This is a genomic window from Methylophaga sp. UBA5088, assembly GCF_002414625.1.
In the GTDB taxonomy this organism is placed as follows: Bacteria; Pseudomonadota; Gammaproteobacteria; order Nitrosococcales; family Methylophagaceae; genus Methylophaga; species Methylophaga marina.
The window spans coordinates 1-4,801 of record NZ_DIAC01000054.1; the positions used below are offsets into that span (position 1 = coordinate 1).

A 4,801-nucleotide genomic window follows, 5' to 3' on the forward strand; every position below is an offset into this window, starting at 1 on the left:
AGACAGAAAACATTCCCCCAAAACCAATTGCACCTATCGCTAAGGTCAGCCACATATTGATGTTCTTAAATCCAGCGAGCTCACCACGAAAACTCGCTGTGGGGTGTGCATCAATACGTGGTACAAAAAAGCTGATAGCTAATATGGTTGCCAACGCAATCATCGCCGAAAACTCAAAACCCGCGCGCCAGCCAAAGGATTGGCCAAGCCAGGTGGCGAAAGGTACACCAATGACATTGGCAATGGTTAGCCCCATCATCACTTGTGCAATAGCTGTCGCCCGGCGATGCTGACCCGCTAAATCGGCAGCCACCAGTGATGCAATGCCAAAATAAGCGCCATGCGGTAAGCCTGCTATGAAACGACTAAGCAGCATTGATGTTGGAGTATCAGCTAATGCCGTTAATCCATTAGCCAAACCATAAAACACCATCAAGCCTAGCAACAATGTTTTTCGCGGTAACTTCGCCCCTAAAATAGCTAATGCTGGTGCGCCAATCGTTACGCCTAATGCGTATGCTGTGATGAAATGTCCGGCAGAAGGAATAGATACCTTCAGATCAGCAGCGATTTCCTGAATAAGGCCCATCGCCACAAATTCAGTGGTACCTATACAAAAGCCACCGATAGCCAAGGCGAAAATAACCCATGCTAGTGAATAAGATCGTGCTGAAGTGTCTGAAGAAGTCATCTGCTCAATTAGCTTGTCCGGAAAGGCGCGCAATGTAACACAAACTGGGTTAAACCAATATTAAGATGACTGAGCACTTAAGCTCTGATAAGCGCATGATGTCGCGAGTAGAAATGGATGACATCTATTTTGTAAGTGCGTATAACGCCAACTTGGCTTCATCTATAGAGGAAGTTCGCCTTGTTGCCAGGATGGTGTTTTCTGTTTCTTTTTATGAGAGGTACGTTTTCGACTGGCGTGTTTTTTTACAATGACCTCAGCCTGTTGCCTGTGTTGGGACTGTTTTCTTAAGGCATAAATCTTTGCAGCAGCAGATTGCCTGGCAGCTTTTTCCTCCACGATAGGCTCTGGATACCCATTCATCAATGACGGACGCGTCCACGGTTGATGAATAAAAGGGGCAGGCATATCAGCCAACTCAGGTATCCATTGCCTGATAAAGTCCCCTTCTGGATCTTGTTCGATACCTTGTTTAATGGGGTTATATATACGGATACTGTTAATACCTGTTGTGCCTGACTGCATCTGTACCTGAGGGTAATGTATACCTGGTTCGTAATCCGTAAATAATCTCGCCAGATATAACGCAGGTTGTCGCCAATCTAACCAGAGATGATAACTGGCAAAACTCATTAACATGGCTCGCATCCGAAAATTTATCCAACCCGTAGCGATTAATGCGCGCATACAAGCATCGATCATAGGAAAGCCAGTCCGCCCATTTCGCCATGCCTCAAAATAAGTCTGGTTGAGATCAGGTGTACGCAAGCCATCATATATCGTATGCATATTCTTAAACTCTATACGCGGTTCATCTTCCAGTTTTTGCATAAAATGACAATGCCAACGAAGACGCGCTGAGAATGAACGCATAGCTTGTCGCCACTGAACTTTTGCCGGAATATCACTCTGTTTAATGCTGGCAATACGATTCTCTGTAGCTTGGTAAACCTCTCGCATCGATAAGCAGCCAAATGCCAGGTAAGGTGAGAGTCGAGAGCAACTATCTACTGCTGTCAGCGGTGAGGACATTTCCTTTGTATACCCCTGCCCACGCTGATGTAAAAACGTATCTAAAAGACGAAGTCCTTGTTCCCTACCACCTTTCTGTCTTTGGCTACATCCATCATCACTCAAGCCAAGCTTATCCGGACTAGGTAGGTAGTCATTTTTTTCACTAGGTCCGCTGAGTTTATCTGGGCACACATAGCATGCTTGATTCATATGCTGATACCAGCGTCTGGCCCAACCATCACGATCTTTAAGTCGTCTAATCACACCATGCTGGCGCGGTTGATGCCAATTAACCTGGTGATGGTCAGCCCAGCTTTGAACTGCTATATCTCGCTTATAAGTCCAACCATTCCAGGTTTCCTGGTGTGACCATACATCAGTGATGGCATATTGCTGACGTAATGATTCAAAAACGTTTACCGCTTCGCCGACCCGAACGATGAGTGGGCATCCTCTTGCTGTTAATACCTGATTGAGTTCGTACAAACATTCTTTTAGAAACAGGTATTGTCTGCGAGACATATCACCTTGTTGCCAAAGCTCTGGTTCAAACACATAAACAGGCAGAATAGGACCTTGCTCAGCTGCCAGGGTCAATGCTCCATGATCTTGAATACGTAAATCGCGTTTAAACCAAACAATATTCATCGAATAGTGACTTATTAATAACCAGTTTAAGGTTGAATACTTTCACTAAATATGTGAAAAATAAGTTAAGTCATGCTGTTTCTCGTTTTTGAACACGACATACGTCATCCACTTGTCACCTCATAAAGGTCAATTATGGAAAACAAAATCCTCTCCCCTGGAGCCAAAGCACTCGAAGTCAATCTTGATAACATTCGCTACGGTTCCTTTGCAGAAATTGGTGCGGGTCAGGAAGTCGTGCGTTGGTTCTTTCGAGTCGGTGGTGCAGCCGGCACCATCGCAAAAAGTATCTCAGCCTATGATATGAAAGTGAGTGATGATATCTACGGCAAAGCACCACGCTATGTTTGCCGTGAACGCCTTGAAGATATGCTCAAACTGGAATATGACCTGAATATCGAACGATTAAACGAACAGCGAGGCGAGACAACGGCCTTTTTTGCGTTTGCTGATACGGTCTCTGCACGTAACTATCACGGCACAAATGAATGTCATGGCTGGCTGGGAATTCGTTTTCAGACTGAACCTCATGCCGCCCCAAGCGAAATCATTATTCATGTTCGCATGCTTGATAATGAAAACTCGCTGCAGCAAGAAGCTCTGGGCATAATTGGTGTCAACCTTGTCTATGGCGCCTTCCACTACAGCCACAGCCCAGATTTACTGGTTAAGTCACTTCTCGATAATTTAACAACCGATCGAATTGAAGTCGACATGGTCGATTTGCACGGCGATGCCTTTTTACATGTTGATAACCGTGTTATTAGCTTACGGTTGGTGCAGTTAGGCTTAAGTGATGCAGCTATGTTTTCTGCCGATGGAAAAGTATTACAGCCCTCAGAACATCTTCGTAAGAAAAATGTATTGGTTGAACGTGGACGTTTCAGACCAGTGACTCATGTGAACATTGATATGCTCAATGCTGCCAGAAAGCAGTTTGATGCAGACAATCAAGCCTCACCGGCAGACACCATCTCCATTATGGAGATTACTATGCATAATTTGCGTAGTGGCAATGACAGTATTGATCTGGAAGATTTTATTAGTCGTGCCGATGTGCTTGAGGCAACAGGTCATACCGTGATGATTTCTGATTATCCAGAATACTATCGTCTTGTTTCTTATCTCTCACGTTACACGGATCGTCGTATTGGCTTAACCATGGGCGCATCCAGTCTGGTCGAATTATTTAATGATGAATATTACAGCAGCCTGCAAGGCGGTATTCTGGAAGCCTTTGGCCGCTTACTTAAACATAACGTGAGACTGTATATCTACCCTTACAAAGATACAAATACCAATACCTTATACAAGGTTGATAATCTTAATATTGATCCCAAGCAATCCTATCTCTATGAATATTTGAAACAAGGTGAACACGTTCAACAACTCGAAGAATTTAATGAGGCGTATTTGCCCATATTTTCTCCAGACGTGTTGAAAATGATTACTGACAATCAAGATGGTTGGGAAACATTAGTGCCTGATGTGGTCGCTGAGAAAATAAAAAAACAACATCTTTTTGGCTATAAAACGTCGTCATAATAATGAGTTGGTTTAGCCAATATTTTTATCTATATAGCCAGTGTTGAGTTCCCATAGAGAATAATGATGCGTTCATCTTGCATCCAATAAGCAGCGTGTTTAAGTTCTTTTTCACCTGTTTATTCACTGCAATGAACGCATTCACTATACGGAATACAGTCGCTAGCCCCTCTTTTATTTTTTATCTTATATTCATTCACTACGTTGTTGTGAATTAACAACACTTATCAAATCTTTACATTAATTAACATAACGGTTGAAATTAACCACATGACTGGATGTGTATAACCATCTTAAGTTATTCGTAAATTCATACTATCAGCGTGCTCGCACGTTTTATCAATCACAAAAATGTTGCAGTGGTTATTTTTAACCACTCGTTCACTTACTCAGTATGAAAACAGCTAAGCTTAAAGAATATCCATCCCAGCCCTGAAGGGAGTAACTCCTATAACAATCACGTTAATTCCATCGCTATAGTCCTCTTTCCACATGTAGGAGAGAGAGATGGAATTAAGAAGAAAACTGAGTAAAAGTGCGATGTTATCATCGCTCATCATGGCCTCATTGAGTGCTCATGCTGAGGAAGAAAGAGACGCTGTTGAAGTAGACAAAATGACCGTCACCGGAATTCTTCCGGATAAATTGGAAGCCGTTCCCGGTTCATTCGATATTATCGATGAGGATTACTTAGATACGCGTCGTCCAATTTCTAACATAGAAAGGTTACGTACAGTGCCCGGTATCAATATCGTACCCGATGGCAGCATGGGCTTTGATACCAATATTGGTATCAGGGGACAGAACCCACGTCGAAGTGCCAAAGCCATGATTATGGAAGACGGTATTCATCTACAACTGGCTCCTTATGGCGATCCTGTTGTGCATTACACTCCACCATCA

Annotated in this window: 4 protein-coding genes; 2 read left to right on the forward strand and 2 right to left on the reverse strand. The window is 43.2% G+C overall.

The window, feature by feature from the left end; genetic code table 11:
• Together B4K20_RS07550 and B4K20_RS07555 are read right to left on the reverse strand one after the other, a co-directional pair.
• A partial coding sequence (locus B4K20_RS07550; RefSeq protein ID WP_289282452.1) for an MFS transporter occupies positions 1-691 on the reverse strand: 691 nt, incomplete at its 3' end.
• Between the two features lie 162 nt (positions 692-853).
• Positions 854-2,353, reverse strand: coding sequence for an FAD-binding domain-containing protein (locus B4K20_RS07555; RefSeq protein WP_289282453.1), 1,500 nt, complete (start codon positions 2,351-2,353; stop codon positions 854-856).
• A gap of 135 nt (positions 2,354-2,488) precedes the next feature.
• On the opposite strand from B4K20_RS07555, the gene B4K20_RS07560 reads away from it, so the two are divergent.
• Positions 2,489-3,898 carry a TonB-dependent receptor gene (locus B4K20_RS07560; RefSeq protein WP_289282454.1) on the forward strand — a complete coding sequence of 470 codons (1,410 nt, stop codon included), beginning with the start codon at positions 2,489-2,491 and terminating at the stop codon, positions 3,896-3,898.
• 507 nt (positions 3,899-4,405) lie between these two features.
• On the forward strand, positions 4,406-4,801 hold a 396-nt coding region (locus B4K20_RS07565), incomplete at its 3' end, for a TonB-dependent receptor plug domain-containing protein (protein WP_289282455.1).

Excerpts from the sequence above, each read along its gene's own strand:
- B4K20_RS07555 (WP_289282453.1), bottom strand. The coding sequence starts at position 2,353 with ATGAATATTGTTTGGTTTAAACGCGATTTACGTATTCAAGATCATGGA.
- B4K20_RS07560 (WP_289282454.1), top strand. The coding sequence starts at position 2,489 with ATGGAAAACAAAATCCTCTCCCCTGGAGCCAAAGCACTCGAAGTCAAT.